Consider the following 17,165-nt stretch of genomic DNA (forward strand, 5'->3'; position numbering starts at 1 on the left):
TTCCTCCCTATTTTATAAACATAAAATACTTGTTCAGACTCAATACCTTCAATTCTTATCTTTTTCAAAAAGCTAGCTCATAAGGCCAGATAATAGTAGCTCTGAACAAGATAGTTTAGCCCTTAATGAAAATGAGACCCTTCGATTAACGTACGATCGCTAAGAAATCTTCACCATGTAAAACATCTGCTTGATCCATATCTAATACATCTAAATAATCAGCACTATTAGTAACTACAATTGGAGTTACGATTGGATGCCCTGCTGCTTTGATTTTTTCAATATCAAATTTGACTAGTAGATCGCCTTTTTTTACTTTGTCTCCTTGTTTAGCAAATAACTCAAAACCATCGCCTTCCATCTCAACTGTATCCATACCGATATGCATTAATACTTCTGCACCGTCTTCTGTTGTGATTCCTACTGCGTGACCTGTTGGAAACAATGTTGTGATTTCTCCATTAGCGGGGGCATATAGTTCGCCAACTTTTGGTTCGATTGCAATACCCTTACCTAAAGCACCCGATGAAAACACCTGATCTTCCACTTTATCTAAAGGAACAATTGTCCCTGTTAATGGACTTGCTAAAACAATTTTATCATTTTTTTTACTAGTTTGTACATCTGAGTTAGAGTTATTTTCATTTACAGGAGTTTCACTACCAGATTCTGGTTTATCCTCAAATTTTAGAATAAATGTTAATACAAAAGCAATTACAAACGCAATTACTGTTCCAATTACTGCTGCAATCAAGCCCGATGTATCTTTTGTCTCTTGAGGAATGAATCCTGGTAAACTCAATAAACTAATCAAACCAAACACATAGTTTTGAACGTGGCTAAAGCCAATAAATGCGCCACCGACAGCCCCACCGATACAAGCTGCAATAAATGGTTTTTTAAGTGGTAATGTAACACCGTAAACAGTTGGTTCTGTAATACCAAAGATTGATGTAATCGTTGAAGACAAAGCTAAACCTTTTAGTTTCACATTTTTTGTCATAAAGAAAACTGCTAATGCTGCTCCACCTTGTGCTAAAACTGCTGGTAAAAGCATCGGTGCCATTGTATCCACACCGCCACCTGCCGCTGATAGATTTAACAACATAATTGGAACAAAGCCCCAATGCATACCAAACATTACGAATACTTGCCATAAACCACCCATAACTGCACCAGCAATAATTGGGCTAAAACCATAAATACCGTCATATCCTTTTCCAAGTAAATCTCCTAAAATCGTTCCGATTGGGCCAATCGCAATAAAAGTAACTGGCGCCATCACAAGAAAAACAGCTAACGGAACACAGATGATTTGTAAGAAAGAAGGAATTACCTTCTTAAAGAAACGTTCCACATGACTTTGAACATAAACTGCTAGAATAATCGGAATAACTGATGATGTATAGGCACTTGCTCCGATAATCACTGGAATTCCAGCAAAACTTAACGTTTGACCTGCTAAAGCAGTGATACTTGGATGAACTAATGCCATCGCTAGACAGACTGCCAAAAACTCATTTGTTTTAAATTTCTTAGCTGCAGTAAATGCTAAGATAATCGGTAGGAATGTGAAAATTCCGTCAGCAATTGCAAAGAGCACCACATATACACCAGATTCAACTGTTAACCAACTCAATGTAACAGCCAGAGTTAAAAATCCTTTTAAAACCCCAGCTCCAGCCATTGCACCTAAGAAAGGTGTGAAAATAGAAGAAATAATATCGATTAGCTGATTGAAAATATTCCCTTTTGGCCCTTCATCTTTTTCACTATTATCATCCCCAAGTCCACTATGGGCCATCAGTTCTTTATAAACATCACTGACATGACTACCAATAACAACCTGATATTGACCACCACTTCGAACAACTTGAATCACGTCTGGATCTTGATTTAATTTTTCAGTATCCGCTTTTTTCTCATCTTTTAATTTGAAACGTAGGCGTGTTGCACAATGGACTACGCTATTCACATTCTCTTCTCCGCCAACTAACGTTAAAACGCGTTCAGCTATCTCTTGATTTTTGCTCATTTTATATGCCTCTTTTCCTTAATTTTTTATATAAAAAAACCTAAACTGAAAAAACAATAATCTACTATACTTAAAAAACATAAATATAGATAAAACGTTTGTTTTTTCAATCTAGGTTTTGCCTGCTAATCAGTAACAATCCGCTTCGATTGAATGTTAAATTATAAAATACGTTGTTAGAAGTGCTATATTTTTTTCTCTCCAACGACTCGTTGAATATGAATCGTAAGATAAATTTGTTCTGCTTTATCAATTGGTTTTTGGTATTTTTTAACGAGATAGTCATTGATTCTCTGTACCGCTTGATACGCTTTAGGATATTTGCTTTGAATCAATTCATAAAGAAAATCATCTTCTTCATCATGTGCTTCATTTTGTAAATAACGTTGTGCAAAATATTGTAAGTGAGTCACAATTCTTTGATAGTTTAACGAATCTTCATCAAATGGTTTACCAAAATAACGACTGATAATTGTTAGAATATCTCGCACCATTTCTGTAGCTGACATCGTCATCTCCATATTTCCATTTGCCTGTTCACTATTCACAATATGGAAAGCAATAAACCCTGCTTCACTTTCTGAAAAATTAATGTCCAACTTTTCCTTAATTAAAGCTACTGCTTTTTTAGCAATCGCAAATTCTTTAGGATAGAACTTTTTTGTCTCAAACATCAATGGATTGGGCATTTCAAGACCTTCTTTAGCTCGCATAATTGCATAGTGCACATGGTCAGTCAATGTTAAATAGATATTTGATGAAAGTTCAATTCCTAAATCTTCTTCTGCTATATCTACAATTCTTTTGACAAGCTCAACTTCTTCTAAAGGTATGTCTGCAAACAACTGCTGAAACTGTCCTGAAGTAATAGAATCTTTAAGGACAAACTCTTTCTCAATAAAAGTTGGATCAATCACATCACCAATTTTTTTCTGAAATGCCAGTCCTCGCCCCATACAGACGATTTCTTCACCTGATTCATTTTTTGTCATAACGACATTGTTGTTTAAAATTTTTTCAATATTCATGATGAACCTCACTTTTGCAAATACAAATGAAAAAAACCTAGAATCCACCCAAACACAAATTATGGAAGATTCAGGTTTTGCCTGCCGAACAGTAACAATCCTTATTGCATGCATAGCATAACATTATTCCAATCCATTTGCAAGCCTTTTCAAAAAAACAACTGGGAATTATTTGTTAAACAACTATTAAGAATTCTCAATACTCAATTGTAAACTTTCTGAAAAAGCGTTACAATCTATCCCATAGTTTAAAAAATATATATCTTCAAAGGATGAGTTACATGTTTGAATCAATTTCAACACCCGATTTTGAAATGCTTTATACTGAAAAGGAACTTAACGTCATCGATATCCGTGAAACTGACAGTTTTTTACAAGGTCACTTAGCTCACTCCATGTCACTACCTGCTACTGTTTTACCAAATATGTTAAAACAGCTGAATAAAGAAAAAACCTATCATATCATTAGCTACAGCGGACGCCGTTCAGAAGTAATTGCTTCATTTATGGCAGCTAAAGGCTTTCATGCTGTTCACGTTATTGGTGGTATGCAGCAACTATCTAACGCTTCTTAAAACTTAAAGGCAAGTATTCAGCAACTCGATACTTGCTTTTTTTTATCAACTCAAATGATAAATTTTTAATTTTATGGAATTTTTACAAAAACATTGCATTTCTTACTTTTTATTAGTAAAATGGTTTTGTTTATAAATAATTGATACTTAGGTATTTAAAGGAGATTTCACATGTCAAAATTACTCGTTGTTAAAGCACACCCACTTACCAAGGAAGAATCTCGTTCTGTCCGCGCTTTAGAAACATTTTTAGAAAGCTACCAAGCACAAAATCCAACAGATGAAATTGATTTTCTTGATGTCTACTCCGACTTTATTCCAGAAATCGATGAAGATTTACTATCTGGCTGGGGTGCATTACGCACTGGTACTGAATTCACTGAATTAAATGAAAACCAACAAACAAAAGTTGCTCGTTTCAACGAATTATCCGACCAATTCCTAAGTGCTGATAAAGTGGTTATTGCCAATGCATTATGGAATTTAAATGTTCCAACTCGTTTAAAAGCTTGGATTGATACAATCAATGTCGCTGGGAAAACATTTAAATATACTGAAGAAGGACCTAAAGGTTTAACTACTGGTAAAAAAGCTTTGCATATTCAATCAAATGGCGGTTTTTATGAAGGGCAAGATTTTGCATCGCAATACGTAAAAGGAATTTTAAACTTTATCGGTGTTTCTGAAATTGATCAGTTATTCATCGAAGGGATTGATCATCACCCAGAAAAAGCAGAAGAATTATTAGCTGCAGCGATGGATCAAGCAGCAACTATTGGAAAAAGATTTTAAAAAAAGCAGTTGGTACTATCAGAACCAACAAGCTACTGTGCAATGTGTTTTACAGCAATAAGAGGGAATTCACCGAAATTGTTCTTCAAATTTTTGTGAATTTCAGCTTATTTCCGAAACCTTCAAATCTTAGTGCTTTAGCATGGTAAAAAGCATAGTAGTTGCTTCTGATTCCACCGTTTATAAAAAATCAAACAGACTAGGATATAACTCGTAAGTTATGTCCTAGTCTGTTCTTTTACTCTTCTAGCTTCTTTAATTCCTCTTCTTCATGATACAAACTTGATACATCCTTATACCATTCAAAAATGTGGGTAATAAGAACCTTAGCCGCAGCGTAAACGGGTATTCCTAGAATAACCCCTACTACTCCAAATAACTTTCCAGAAGTCAACAGCACCAATAAAATTGTGACTGGATGGATATCTAGCTGGCTCCCCAATACTAAAGGTGAAATCACTCGTCCTTCAATCGTTTGTTCAATAACAAAAACAACTAAAACTTTAGCTAGCAAAACAGGTCCGCCTACAATCCCTAAAAAGACAGCTGGAACCATCGCTAAAAATGACCCTAGATAAGGAATTAAATTAAGAAAACCCGCTGAGATCCCTAACGTAATCGCATAGTCTAATCCAATAAATGAAAAGCCTAAAATAAACATCACAGCTACTGCAAAAGCTACTGTTAATTGACCACGGATGTAAGAAGATACTTGAGAATTCACTTCACCTAATACTTTTAATGTAGGTTTACGCATCTTATTAGGTAAAAATTTCATCAAATACGGTGCTAACTGCTTTCCATCTTTCAAAAGATAAAATAAGATGAACGGCATTGTAATAATTGCTACTACAACTGTTGCCACAGCACCAACAAAACTACCTAATCCTTGAACAGTAAACGTAGAGATATTACGAATAATGTCACCTAAAGAACTAGTTAATTTATCCCCCATATCTTCTAATTGACTTCTAAATTGAGCAAAGAAAGGATCACTTAAAATCTCTTGCATTTTTTTATCAATAGTATCGATATATTGAGGGAAATGATTCCCAAAACTGATCGTTTGTTCTTGAATTTTAGGAACGATCACAAAAAGTCCCCAAATAATCAATGCGATGACAAGAATAAATAACCCAATAATACTCCAAATACGCGGGACTTGCTTTTTTTCTAAATAATCAACAACCGGATTCATTAAATAATACAAAATCCCTGCCATGATTAACGGTAAACCAACAACACCAACAAATTGCCAAACAGGTTTAAATAAATAAGACACTTTAGTAAAAACCAACAGTATCAATAAAATTAATAATACGATCAATAATGCTGTTACTACTTGATTATTTAAAAACCAACGCCAAAACCATGAAAAGCGTTTCTCTTTATCTTTTTCCATTTACTCACACTCCATTGGATATATATTCTAAGGTTGTCCCAACCTTGATCGTTGGAAAAGCATTCGGAGTAAGATAGATTCCATTAACAATTGCATCTTCTTCAGGAACGTTATCAAAAACTAGTGTTACGTGAGCAATGCTATTTAAGTTATTATTAGCAAATGATCCCACATAAAGAATTTTATATTCTTGTTTATCAATCTTTAACGAATCGCCTTTTCGCATTTCTAAAGACTGTGTTCCTTGAAACTTTTGAATCACGGAATACTCTTTTAATCCTTCTGTTGCACTTTCACCAAAAAGTATGATCATTGGCTCTTTTTCATCTAACGCTCGAGCCCCAATTTCAGTAACTACAGCTTTCATCTCACAATCGCTCCCTCTCCCATTAATCCTCCCTATTATAACATATAACTTTTTTTCATATTCAATAATTTGAGTTTCACAACTGGGTAAAAAAAAGACGAACAAGAATGTAATCATCCCGTTCATCTTTTAATATATACTTATTTTTTTATAAATAATCGGCTTACGATAAAATCGTTACCTTAACTTGTCTTCTTCCCCACTCAATACATTGTGATACATCAGAAAAGTGTAAATCGATGATATTACCTTTAATCGCACCTCCTGTATCACTGGCAATCGCTTCACCATATCCTTCTACATGCAATTTCGTACCTAATGGAATTACTGACGGATCAACTGCAATCGCCATTGGATCAACTCGAAGATCTTGTCCCATAGCTGTTAAATTTCCACCGCCAATGAATCCTTCATTACATGAATAAGCAGTAGCTTCCATCATCATTGTTTGTCCATTTGACTTCGATTTTTCTGCTTGTTTTTTCTGAGCTTCTTCTTTTTCCTTAGCTACTTTCTCAGCTTGAGCTTTTTTATCAGCTTCAATTTTCGCTTGTTCAGCCTTTTCTTTTTCAATTTTTTCTTTATTTAAAATAGTTGTTTTTACTAGTTGAAATGCCTGACCTTCTGCTAATGAATGAATCATTGAATGAGATAATTTTTTTACACTATCTTCTGAAACCACTGTGTAGCTAGTTAACCCTTCTAATTCACTACTTTTATTTTCTGCTGCATATACAGGAATAACTGATCCAGTAATAAAACAGGTAATGATAAACAAAATTGGTAACCATCTTTTCTTCATTAAATTGTTCCTCCCTAAAATTCGTACGAGAGCAATCATAGCACGGAGGAAAACACAGATGGTTACTGTTAAATTAAAGCTAAGTTACAGTATCCAAGTAAGCGGTTTATTGATTGTCACATTGGAAATATTTTCATTTTATTAATAAAAAATATCAATTTTTTTATTAATAAAATCCCTTTACATCGCGATTCTTATTTTTTCCATTAGAAAATCAAAAAAATAGCTAGTTTCACTTTTTTTGTTATATTTATATGTTTTATCTTCAATATCTTCTTCATGGAAATCATGAAATCCGCTTACATTACAGTATGTTTACAATGAAAAATAGAAATTTAATTAAAAACTTTCGTTATTTAATTGCAATAAAAAACCATTACACATTGAAAACAACATGTAATGGTTTTATTTTATACTTATCCTTATTTAAAAAAGTCTAGAATATGAGTCCAAATTTCTTCTTTGAACACATCTTTTGCATGCCCTCCGCCAATCACTCCATAGCCGATCATCGTTCCGGCAACAAATAAAATAATCACTAAGGCAATTACTACTAAAACTTTCAACAAAGTCACTATAATATAGCGTGTCGAACTCATATCACTTTCCCCTTTTAACTAACAGTTGACGTTTTCTTTTCTACAACTTTTTCGTCATTTACTCGCTCCACTTTTGCTCCTAATTTTTGAAGTTTTTCATGGAACTTATAGTACCCACGATCCAAATATTCTAAGTGGGATACACGTGTAATACCTTCAGCACGCAAACCTACTAAAATCAATGCAGCGGCAGCTCGTAAATCTGTAGCTGCTACAGCAGCACCTTGCAATGACTGACTACCATTAATAATAGCGATATTCCCATCTATTTTCACATCAGCATTCATACGTTGCATTTCTTCTAAATGTTGGAAACGATTTTCAAAAACAGTTTCAGTAACAACACTTGAGCCTTCAGCGACCATTTGTATTGCAGTCATTTGAGCTTGCATATCTGTCGGGAAGCCAGGATGCGGTAATGTTTTGACATCAGTTGGTTTGACTACTTTAGGACCAACTACACGTAAACCGCCTCTTTCTTCACGGATAACAGCACCCATTTCAGTTAATTTAGAAATAAGTGGACGATTGTGTTCTGGAATAGCTTCTTCAATCAATACGTCCCCTTCAGTCATTGCTGCTGCAACCATGAAAGTTCCTGCTTCAATACGATCTTGAACAATTGAATGCTCAACTGCATGGAGTTTTTCAACGCCTTCAATACGCATCATTTCAGTACCTGCACCAACGATTTTAGCACCCATCTTGTTAAGGATATTCGCTAAGTCAACAATTTCTGGTTCTCTTGCAACGTTCTCAATAATAGTCATGCCTTTAGCTTTAACAGCAGCCATCATGATATTTTGAGTTGCGCCCACACTTGGGAAATCCAAATAAATCGTATTACCGATCAATTCCTCAGCAATAGCTTCGATGTATCCATTCTTTTGAATGATTTTAGCACCTAGTGCTTGGAAACCTTTCAAATGTAAATCAATTGGTCGTTTACCAATCGCACATCCACCTGGCATAGCAACTTTTGCATGACCATTACGAGCCAATAATGGACCCATAACAACGATTGAAGCTCTCATTTGACTAACATACTCATAATTTGCTTCAATTCCCAATGGTTGAGTCGCATCTATTGTTACTTGGTTCAGGCCTTCATTAAATTCAATATCTACATTTAAATGTTTGATTACTTGATTCATTGTAAACACATCAGAAAGGATTGGCACATTATTTAAAGTTGTTGTTCCTTCTTCAGCTAAAAGGGTTGCTGCTAAAATTGGTAATACTGCATTTTTAGCCCCTTCGATTTTCACAGTTCCTTTTAATTGGTTACCACCATGAACAATAATCTGTTCCATTTTGTTCCCCCCAAAAAAGTTAGAGTTGGATATTATAATCCAAAATCTTTTCTATTATACCACTATTCATCAACAATTAGTATCTTTTCTTTTTATTATCTATCATTATGAGAAAAACACAATAAATACGTTACGGCATAATGCAATAAACTCTAAAAAAAATGAACTTGCAGTGAAACCTATAACAATTGAAAAAAGGACGATCAGTAAACGCACTTGTGAGGTTTGATGGGCTTTAAAAAATTGTTCTACTCGGATGGATTGCATCGCCCAAAAACTAACGTAAATAAACATTATATGACTAATGATGCGAACCACTGCATCAATACCAAAAAATTGCATACATTGTATCTCCTTAATTTAAAAGCATAATGGATCGTTCAACCTCGAATGAAAAATAGCAAAATTTGGAGGTGGCACTTTTCGCCAGATACAGATTTTATCTTTTTTCCGAGAGATTAGTCCATAGAGCTAAATAAGTAATATAAGCATAGTTTATCATAAATCGTTTGAAACAAAAAATAAAGATTCTTAATTCTCATAAAAAGAACGTATGTACGCTTTAATAATTTAATATAAACAGATGACTAAACCAATTCATATAGTATTGGTTTAGTCATCTCTAATTTTACGTATGTTTTGATACATTGATACGATTAATTGCTCGGTGAAGTGCAACAGTTGCACGTCTTAAATCATCCTTATTCGCATTTTCTTTTGCTTTTTCAATCATGCGTTCAGCACGTTGTTTTGCACGTTCTGCACGAGACACATCAATGTCACGTTCACGCTCTGCACTATCTGCAATAATCGAAATAACATTATCACGTACTTCCATAATACCGCCATTAACAGCGATCCAATCGACATGCGTTTCAGAATCCGTTCTTTTCACTCGAACTTCGTCAATTGCTAGAGGTACAATGATTGGTGCATGTTTAGGCAAAATACCGATTTCACCATCTGTCGTTTTAGCAACAACAATTGTTGCACGATGATCATAAACTAAACCATCAGGAGTTACCACATTTACAGTTAACCAATCCATTCTGGGTCTCCTCCTTCTAGTAGTTCAATGTTTTTGCTTTTTCTACGACGTCTTCAATTTTACCTACACTACGGAAAGCTTCCTCTGGTAAGTCATCATATTTTCCGTCAAGAATTTCTCTAAACCCTCTAACTGTATCAGCAACTGGAACGTAAGAACCAGGTTGTCCAGTAAATTGTTCAGCCACATTGAAGTTTTGTGATAAGAAGAACTGGATACGACGAGCACGTCCAACCAAGATTTTTTCTTGATCAGATAACTCATCCATCCCTAAAATAGCAATAATGTCTTGTAGTTCACGATAACGCTGCAAGACGTGTTGAACCTCTGTTGCTACAGCGTAGTGTTCTTCCCCAACAACTTCAGGTGCAAGCGCACTAGAAGACGATGCCAAAGGATCTACTGCTGGATATATTCCTTGTTCAGTCAAACGACGTTCTAAGTTCGTCGTTGCATCTAAATGGGCAAAGGCTGTAGCCGGAGCCGGGTCAGTATAGTCATCGGCTGGCACATAGATTGCTTGGATTGATGTGATGGAACCTTTTTTAGTAGAAGTAATCCGTTCTTGCAATTGTCCCATTTCAGTAGCAAGTGTTGGTTGATACCCAACAGCAGAAGGCATCCGACCTAGTAAAGCAGAAACTTCAGAACCTGCTTGAGTGAAACGGAAAATATTATCAATAAATAATAATACATCTTGACCTTCAACATCACGGAAATATTCCGCAATCGTCAAACCAGTTAAAGCTACACGCATACGCGCACCAGGAGGCTCATTCATTTGACCAAAGACCATGGCAGTTTTTTCAATAACGCCAGAATCTTTCATTTCAAAATAAAGGTCATTCCCTTCACGAGTTCGTTCACCAACACCGGTAAACACAGAGATACCACCGTGTTCTTGGGCAATGTTATGAATCAATTCTTGGATCAAAACAGTTTTACCAACACCGGCTCCACCGAAAAGTCCGACTTTACCACCTTTTAAATAAGGGGCTAATAAATCGATTACTTTGATCCCTGTTTCTAAGATTTCGTTACTTGTACTTAATTCGTCAAACGCAGGTGCTTTTTTATGGATACCACTGCGTTCAGCATCTTCTGGAAAAGGCTCTTCCAAATCGATCGTATCGCCTAAAACATTAAATACTCGCCCTAGTGTTTCTTTTCCTACAGGTACAGAAATTGGTTTTCCAGTGTCGATAACTTCCATCCCACGTTGAAGACCATCAGTAGACTCCATTGCGATAGAACGGATAACACCGTCACCTAATTCTAAAGCTACTTCTAGAACAACTTTTTGTTTTTCTTCACCGTTTTTATAAACGACTAATGCATTATTTATATCTGGTAAGGATTGATCTAGTGAAAATTCCACGTCAACAACGGGTCCAATTACTTCAACAATCTTTCCTGAACTCATGTTTCTTTCCTCCGTTTCGTCTAAAAGAGGTTGTGAAAAACTAAGAGTATACAGTTTTTATAAAGCTGATAAAACTCTTACTATTTTCATACCGCTAAAGAGGTTGTAATAAAAACTTGTTTCCTCTATTACTTTATAAGAACTTCAAGCCAAACTGACTCTGATTCTAATGATTATTCTAGTGCAGCAGCACCAGCAACAATTTCTGTGATTTCTTGGGTAATAGCACCTTGACGAGCACGATTATACGAAATCGTCAAATCACTAATAATATTTTGCGCATTATCAGTCGCTGTTTTCATTGCTGTCATTCCAGCCGCATGTTCTGCTGTTTTTGCATCAATAATTGCACCATAAATTAAGCTTTCCGCATACTGAGGTAATAAGTTATCTAAGATGGCTTCTTTTGAAGGCTCTAAGATATACTCTTGTTCAAACGTTGTCGCTTCATCTGGATCTAAATCTGAAATCGGCAGCATTTTCTCTACTCGAAATTGACTTGTCAATGAATTGATGTGGTGATTATAACAAACATACAACTCATCAAACACTTCATTTTCATACATTGTAGTAGCTGTTGAAACGATTTTTCTAACTTCATCAAAACTAGGTTGATCCGTCAACCCTCGAAGTTCATATGCTACATTGATACCTCGAGCTTTAAAAAAGTCTGCTCCAGTTCCACCAATAGCAATCAAAACGAATTCATTTTGAGATCCATGATCATCCGTCATCATTTTCATGGTTTGTTTTAAAATTGAGCTATTATAACCGCCAACTAGTCCCTTATCAGAGGTGATGACGATATAACCTGTTTTCTTCACAGGTCGTGATTTAAGCATCATATGATAGTTTCCAGTTTCTGAACTGTCGTCTGAATCCACTTCTGCCAGATCGCTCAATTGAGCAGCAACAAGATGAGTAACAATAGAACGGATTTTTGACGCATATTCTTGAAAACTTCTAGAAGCTGCTTCTGATTTTGTCAGTTTAGCGCCCGAAACCATTTGCATGGCATTAGTAATTTGGCTTGTTTTTTTAGTTGAAGCAATGCGTTGTTTGATTTCATTTAATGAAGCACCCAATTCTCGTCACCTCTCTTACGCATTTTGAATAGATTCAATTGTCTCTTCAGTTGCAGATCCTTCTGAATTAGATGCACTGAAAATCTCTTTGAATTCACCGATTGCCGCATCTAAATCTTCTGATTTTGGTAAATCTTTAGTTGTGCGAATCGTTTCAAATAGTTCTGGATGTTTGCCATCTAAAAAGTCGAATAATTCCGCTTCAAAATCCAAAATTTTGGCAACACTGATACTGTCTAAAAAGCCATGTGTCAATGCATATAAAATTACTACTTGTTTTTCAACTGCTAATGGCGCATGTAATTTTTGTTTTAAAATTTCAACAGTACGGCGACCACGATTTAATTTTGCTTGTGTTGCCGCATCTAAATCAGAACCAAATTGTGTAAATGCTTCTAATTCACGATAACTTGCTAAATCTAAACGAAGTGTACCAGCTACTTTTTTCATTGCTTTGATTTGAGCTGAACCACCAACACGGGATACTGAAAGTCCGGCATCAACAGCTGGACGAGTACCTGCATAAAACAAATCACTTTCTAAGAAGATTTGTCCATCGGTGATTGAAATAACGTTGGTTGGAATATAAGCTGAGATATCTCCCGCTTGTGTTTCAACGAATGGTAAAGCAGTCATTGAACCGCCGCCTAATTCATCACTTAATTTTGCCGCACGTTCTAATAAACGTGAATGTAGATAGAAAACATCTCCTGGATATGCTTCCCGACCTGGAGGACGACGTAGTAGTAATGATAGTTCACGATAAGCCACCGCTTGTTTTGACAAATCATCAAAAATGATCAAAACGTGCTTGCCGTTATACATGAATTCTTCACCCATCGCAGCTCCTGCATAAGGCGCAATATATAGTAATGGAGCTGGTTGAGATGCTCCTGCATTCACAATAATCGTATAATCTAATGCGCCATAAGATCTTAACGTTTCAACTTGGTTACGCACCGTAGATTCTTTTTGACCAATGGCAACATAAATACAAATTACATCTTGGCCTTTTTGATTGATAATCGTATCAATGGCAATTGATGTTTTACCTGTCTTACGGTCTCCGATAACCAATTCACGTTGACCACGACCAATCGGTACAAGTGCGTCAATTGCTTTAAGACCTGTTTGCATTGGCTGATCAACTGATTTTCTTTGCATAACGCCTGGCGCTGCTGCTTCTACTGGACGAGTTTTTTCTGTTTTGATCTCGCCTAGACCATCGATTGGTTGTCCCAAAGGATTCACCACACGACCAATCATTGCTTCACCTACAGGTACTTCCATGATTTTACCAGTACGTTTTACTTTGTCGCCTTCTCGAATGGTTTCAAAATCACCTAAAATAATGATACCTACATCATTGGTTTCCAGATTTTGTGCCATACCATATGAACCATTAGAAAACTCAAGCAGTTCCCCACTCATTGCATTTTCCAACCCATGGGCACGAGCAATCCCATCCCCTACATATGTGACAGTTCCAATTTCTTCAACGGCTAATTCTTGTTGATAATTCTTTATTTGTTCCTTAATCAAGGCACTGATTTCTTCTGCTTTGATAGCCATTCAATTCACCTCTTTATTGTGCTGAACGTTATTTTAATAACAATTCTTGGATTCGTTCTAATTGTTTATGGATACTGCCATCGATCACTTTATTGTTTGCTTCAACTACTACACCGCCAACAATAGCTGGATCAATTAAATTAATTAAATGTGCTTCTTCATACCCTAAAAGTTTAGCTGCTTTTTCTTCCAACAATTGATGTTGTTCTTTTGTTAATGGAATAGCAGTCAAAGCTGTTCCCAAAAGCAAACTTTTATGTTCATCGTAACGTCTTTCATATTCATCGATCATTAGTAACAGATCATTCATACGTGAATAATTGTAAACAACATATAAAAAGTGCTCAACCGTTCCTTCAAAACCATTAGTCAATTGTTTCATGATTTCATCTTTTTCATAAGGTTCAAGACGCACATCACTTAAAATATCTCCCAAACCTGGAACTTCGTGAAAAACTTCTCTAAGTGTTAATAGTTCTTGATAAATACTATCGGCTTCTTGCTTTTCAATTGCCAACTCAAACAAAGCTTTGCCGTAGCGTTTACCTACAGTATACTTATCTAACTTCATTAGATTTACCTAAACCTTCGATATAAGAATTGATCAACGATTCATGTGCATCTGGAGTCAATTCTTTGTTTAAAATTTTCTCTGCAATTTGTAAAGATAAATTAGCTACTTCATCTTTAACAGATGCCATTGCTTCTTCATGTTCTTGAGAAATATCTTGACGTGCTTTTTCTCTTAAACGTGCAACTTCATCATTGGTTTCTGTTAAGATTTTTTGACGGTTTTTATCTCCACTCTCTTTCGCATCTTTTATGATTCCTGCTGCTTCTGATTTAGAAGAAAGTAATTTTTTTTGACGTTCTTCTTGCATCTTAGCCGCTGCTATTCGAGATTGTTCTGCAGAATCTAAATCGTTGGCAATTTTCTCTTCACGTTTTTTTAACATATCAGTGATTGCTTCCCAAGCGAATTTCTTGATTAGAAGCATCAAAATTAGAAAAGCACCACTGACAACAATCATTGTTCCTAATGTTGTGCTAGGGTCTGCTTCGCCGACTACTAAATAATCTAGCATGAAGTTTCAACTTCCTTTCTCTGCAATTCTCGGTGGTGATGTTGTTTAAACATTTGATAAATTATTTTTATTTACTTTAGTTTGTCAAAACTCTATGCAATAAACTTTTTTGCTTGCAGATCATAATTATTCAATGTTTTGTTTATGCTCTGGCAAGTACTGCTCAACATCTGCTTTGCTTGAGGCAATCGCCGTGTTTCGCAGCAAAGAAAGCAGTAACGCGTGGCGTTATAAAACTCAGCGTCCTGCCTTCTAAAGAGATTATTTAAACACTAATAATAATGCAATAACTACACCTAGAATAGGAACCGCTTCGATTAAGGCTACCCCGATAAACATTGTAGTTCTTAGTTGTCCAGCCATTTCTGGTTGGCGTGTCATTGATTCGATTGTTTTTGAGATAACTTTTCCGTTGCCGTATGCTGCTCCGACTGCTGCTCCGAAAATTGCGATTGCTGCTGCGATATAATTCATTATTGTTTTCCTCCTAAGAAATAGATGTTTTTATTTATTTTTTATTCTTCGACTTCAATTTTATGAGCCATGTAAACCATTGATAATGTTACGAATATAAATGCTTGAATCCCGCCGATAAATAATGAAAAGGCTAACCAGATCATCTCTAATGGTATTGCTAATGGTATTGACCATAAACCCACACTAGATACGATTCCGGCAATCAGTCCCAATAATACCTCGCCGGCAAAAATATTCCCGTATAAACGTAGCGCTAAAGTAAGCAAGTTCGTAAATTCTTCCATCAACTTGATTGGCATTAGAAAAGCTACCGGGCTTAAAAAGCTATTCTTGAAATATCCTTTTAATCCAAAGCGGCTAACACTGAAAAAGTGTGTTAAAGCAATCATGATCAATGCTAATGTCAAGGTAACCATTGGATCGGCTGTCGGGCTTTTCCAATAAGTATAATCACCGATAGACACCTTAGTCACTAAACCAATGATATTAGCAACTAAAACAAACAGAAACATGGTAAATGCTAGTAGGTGAAAATTCGTTACTTCTTTACTTGGCATATTGTCGGTAATGATTCCCCGAATAAAATCAATGAGATACTCAATGACATTTTGTTTGCCTTTAGGTTTCAGCTGAAGATTCCTTGTGCAGAAATATACTATCCCAAAGACAATGACACATGTTAACAGAACCATTAAGCAAATAGTCCCATCAAACCAAATTGGCCCAACCTTGAAGAGTAGTGTCTTCTCTTCCAAATTATTTCACCTCTTTTCCAACAAACTTGCGAGAAGCTTAAAAGGCTTCTATTTCTTAACCACACGTATCATACCACCAACAATAAATAATTTCAAAAAAAATTCATGAAAATTGGACACTTCTTTTAATGTGACAAAATATTAAAAGAACAGAGTCTTATTAGTATACAGCGGCATAAAGATTGGTTACTGAAAAAATGATGAAAACTCATCAGTTCCATTACACTCTATCAAATTTTTCACATAATATAAAGCAAAGAAACGAAATATGCAAAAAAGAATAAAATGAAGAACGAAACTGATCTCTTTCATTCAAAAGATAACTAAAATTTGACTATTTTATCTCAAATTATTTTTCAGCGTTCGGCTGATTTCACGATTGATCTCTTTACGTTTTAAATCTTCTCGTTTGTCGTATTGCTTCTTCCCTTTAGCAAGTCCTATCAGCACTTTTGCATAGCCGTTTCGAATATAAACTTTTAGAGGAACGATTGTGATGCCGGTATTTTTTGTTTCAGTAATTAATTTAGCTATTTGTTTCTTATGCAATAACAACTTTCTCGTCCGTAAGGGATCATGGTTAAAAATATTTCCCTGCTCATACGGGCTGATATGCACATTAAGCAGGTAGGCTTCACCATTTCTGATTCTAGCAAAGCCATCCTTTAAATTGATGCGTCCATTACGGATTGATTTGATCTCTGTTCCTTGTAAAACAATTCCTGCTTCCATTGTATCAACAACAGTATAGTCATGCCTAGCTTTACGATTTTGGGCAATCAGCTTGCCTTCTCCTTTTGGCATAGC

The 17,165-nt window shown here is 35.6% G+C and carries 19 protein-coding genes; 2 read left to right on the top strand and 17 right to left on the bottom strand.

All coding sequences use genetic code 11. From position 1 onward, the window contains the following. Positions 1-145 precede the first annotated feature (145 nt). Both BCR23_RS07445 and licT read right to left on the bottom strand, forming a co-directional pair. Entirely contained in the window at positions 146-2,035 is a 1,890-nt protein-coding gene (locus BCR23_RS07445; protein WP_069634858.1) for a beta-glucoside-specific PTS transporter subunit IIABC, read from the bottom strand. 185 nt (positions 2,036-2,220) lie between these two features. After that, the gene (licT, locus tag BCR23_RS07450; RefSeq protein ID WP_069634859.1) at positions 2,221-3,063 is read right to left on the bottom strand and encodes a BglG family transcription antiterminator LicT; all 843 of its coding nucleotides are present in this window, start codon (positions 3,061-3,063) and stop codon (positions 2,221-2,223) included. A 281-nt stretch (positions 3,064-3,344) separates the two neighbouring features. On the opposite strand from licT, the gene BCR23_RS07455 reads away from it, so the two are divergent. Then, a complete protein-coding gene (locus BCR23_RS07455; RefSeq protein WP_069634860.1) occupies positions 3,345-3,638 on the top strand; it encodes a rhodanese-like domain-containing protein in 294 nt (97 codons plus the stop codon). Positions 3,639-3,809: 171 nt separating this feature from the next. Then, the gene (locus BCR23_RS07460) at positions 3,810-4,430 is read left to right on the top strand and encodes an FMN-dependent NADH-azoreductase (RefSeq protein ID WP_069634861.1); all 621 of its coding nucleotides are present in this window, start codon (positions 3,810-3,812) and stop codon (positions 4,428-4,430) included. Between the two features lie 238 nt (positions 4,431-4,668). Here BCR23_RS07460 and BCR23_RS07465 read toward each other — a convergent pair whose 3' ends face one another. From BCR23_RS07465 to smpB, 15 genes are all read right to left on the bottom strand, one after another. Further along, the gene (locus BCR23_RS07465) at positions 4,669-5,832 is read right to left on the bottom strand and encodes an AI-2E family transporter (protein ID WP_069634862.1); all 1,164 of its coding nucleotides are present in this window, start codon (positions 5,830-5,832) and stop codon (positions 4,669-4,671) included. A 4-nt stretch (positions 5,833-5,836) separates the two neighbouring features. Continuing rightward, a complete protein-coding gene (locus BCR23_RS07470) occupies positions 5,837-6,199 on the bottom strand; it encodes a PTS glucitol/sorbitol transporter subunit IIA (RefSeq protein WP_069634863.1) in 363 nt (120 codons plus the stop codon). Between the two features lie 163 nt (positions 6,200-6,362). Beyond that, positions 6,363-7,001 carry a 3D domain-containing protein gene (locus tag BCR23_RS07475; protein ID WP_069634864.1) on the bottom strand — a complete coding sequence of 213 codons (639 nt, stop codon included), beginning with the start codon at positions 6,999-7,001 and terminating at the stop codon, positions 6,363-6,365. Between the two features lie 422 nt (positions 7,002-7,423). Next, positions 7,424-7,600, bottom strand: coding sequence for a DNA-directed RNA polymerase subunit beta (locus tag BCR23_RS07480; protein WP_069634865.1), 177 nt, complete (start codon positions 7,598-7,600; stop codon positions 7,424-7,426). Between the two features lie 14 nt (positions 7,601-7,614). Then, positions 7,615-8,913, bottom strand: a complete 1,299-nt coding sequence (gene murA / locus BCR23_RS07485) for a UDP-N-acetylglucosamine 1-carboxyvinyltransferase (RefSeq protein WP_069634866.1) — start codon at positions 8,911-8,913, stop codon at positions 7,615-7,617. A gap of 105 nt (positions 8,914-9,018) precedes the next feature. Next, positions 9,019-9,255 (bottom strand): DUF1146 family protein, encoded by a 237-nt coding sequence (locus BCR23_RS07490; protein ID WP_069634867.1) that lies wholly within the window; start codon positions 9,253-9,255, stop codon positions 9,019-9,021. A 286-nt stretch (positions 9,256-9,541) separates the two neighbouring features. Further along, complete coding sequence (locus BCR23_RS07495) at positions 9,542-9,961, bottom strand: F0F1 ATP synthase subunit epsilon (RefSeq protein WP_069634868.1); 420 nt, start codon at positions 9,959-9,961, stop codon at positions 9,542-9,544. A 16-nt stretch (positions 9,962-9,977) separates the two neighbouring features. Continuing rightward, positions 9,978-11,384, bottom strand: coding sequence for a F0F1 ATP synthase subunit beta (gene atpD, locus BCR23_RS07500; RefSeq protein ID WP_069634869.1), 1,407 nt, complete (start codon positions 11,382-11,384; stop codon positions 9,978-9,980). A 173-nt stretch (positions 11,385-11,557) separates the two neighbouring features. Next, the gene (locus tag BCR23_RS07505) at positions 11,558-12,469 is read right to left on the bottom strand and encodes a F0F1 ATP synthase subunit gamma (RefSeq protein ID WP_069634870.1); all 912 of its coding nucleotides are present in this window, start codon (positions 12,467-12,469) and stop codon (positions 11,558-11,560) included. Positions 12,470-12,484: 15 nt separating this feature from the next. Then, positions 12,485-14,041 (bottom strand): F0F1 ATP synthase subunit alpha, encoded by a 1,557-nt coding sequence (gene atpA / locus BCR23_RS07510; RefSeq protein ID WP_069634871.1) that lies wholly within the window; start codon positions 14,039-14,041, stop codon positions 12,485-12,487. Between the two features lie 28 nt (positions 14,042-14,069). After that, positions 14,070-14,612 (bottom strand): ATP synthase F1 subunit delta, encoded by a 543-nt coding sequence (gene atpH / locus BCR23_RS07515; protein ID WP_069634872.1) that lies wholly within the window; start codon positions 14,610-14,612, stop codon positions 14,070-14,072. Then, complete coding sequence (gene atpF / locus BCR23_RS07520) at positions 14,599-15,126, bottom strand: F0F1 ATP synthase subunit B (RefSeq protein WP_069634873.1); 528 nt, start codon at positions 15,124-15,126, stop codon at positions 14,599-14,601. Before atpF ends, atpH begins: the two co-directional genes overlap by 14 nt. A 261-nt stretch (positions 15,127-15,387) precedes the next feature. Next, on the bottom strand, positions 15,388-15,600 hold the full coding sequence (gene atpE, locus BCR23_RS07525) for a F0F1 ATP synthase subunit C (RefSeq protein ID WP_069634874.1): 213 nt from the start codon (positions 15,598-15,600) through the stop codon (positions 15,388-15,390). 41 nt (positions 15,601-15,641) lie between these two features. Next, entirely contained in the window at positions 15,642-16,358 is a 717-nt protein-coding gene (gene atpB / locus BCR23_RS07530; protein ID WP_069634875.1) for a F0F1 ATP synthase subunit A, read from the bottom strand. Positions 16,359-16,697: 339 nt separating this feature from the next. Next, positions 16,698-17,162: an SsrA-binding protein SmpB gene (smpB, locus tag BCR23_RS07535; protein ID WP_069634876.1), complete on the bottom strand. Its 465-nt coding sequence runs from the start codon at positions 17,160-17,162 to the stop codon at positions 16,698-16,700. Between the last annotated feature and the right edge of the window lie 3 nt (positions 17,163-17,165).

Origin of the sequence: Enterococcus quebecensis (assembly GCF_001730365.1) — a bacterium.
Lineage (GTDB): Bacteria > Bacillota > Bacilli > Lactobacillales > Enterococcaceae > Enterococcus_L > Enterococcus_L quebecensis.